The organism is Bacillus sanguinis, from assembly GCF_018332475.1.
Classification (GTDB): domain Bacteria; phylum Bacillota; class Bacilli; order Bacillales; family Bacillaceae_G; genus Bacillus_A; species Bacillus_A sanguinis.
The window spans coordinates 1-230 of sequence record NZ_BOQB01000717.1; the positions used below are offsets into that span (position 1 = coordinate 1).

1 protein-coding gene is annotated in these 230 nt (G+C 46.5%); it reads left to right on the forward strand.

Going from position 1 to position 230, the window contains the following annotated elements; all coding sequences use genetic code 11:
• Positions 1-230: PfkB family carbohydrate kinase (locus KI369_RS30150; protein WP_238484985.1), on the forward strand; the 230-nt coding region annotated here is incomplete at both ends.

Consider the following 230-nt stretch of genomic DNA (forward strand, 5'->3'; position numbering starts at 1 on the left):
CCGGGGGTGATGCAATAAATGAAGCAACAATTATTTCTCGTCTGGGCCATCGCACAGCATTAATGAGTCGTATTGGTAAAGATGCCGCAGGGCAATTTATTCTCGACCATTGCCGCAAAGAGAATATTGATATTCAAAGCCTGAAGCAGGACGTCAACATAGATACCTCTATTAATGTTGGACTGGTGACGGAGGATGGCGAGCGGACGTTTGTCACAAACCGTAACGGC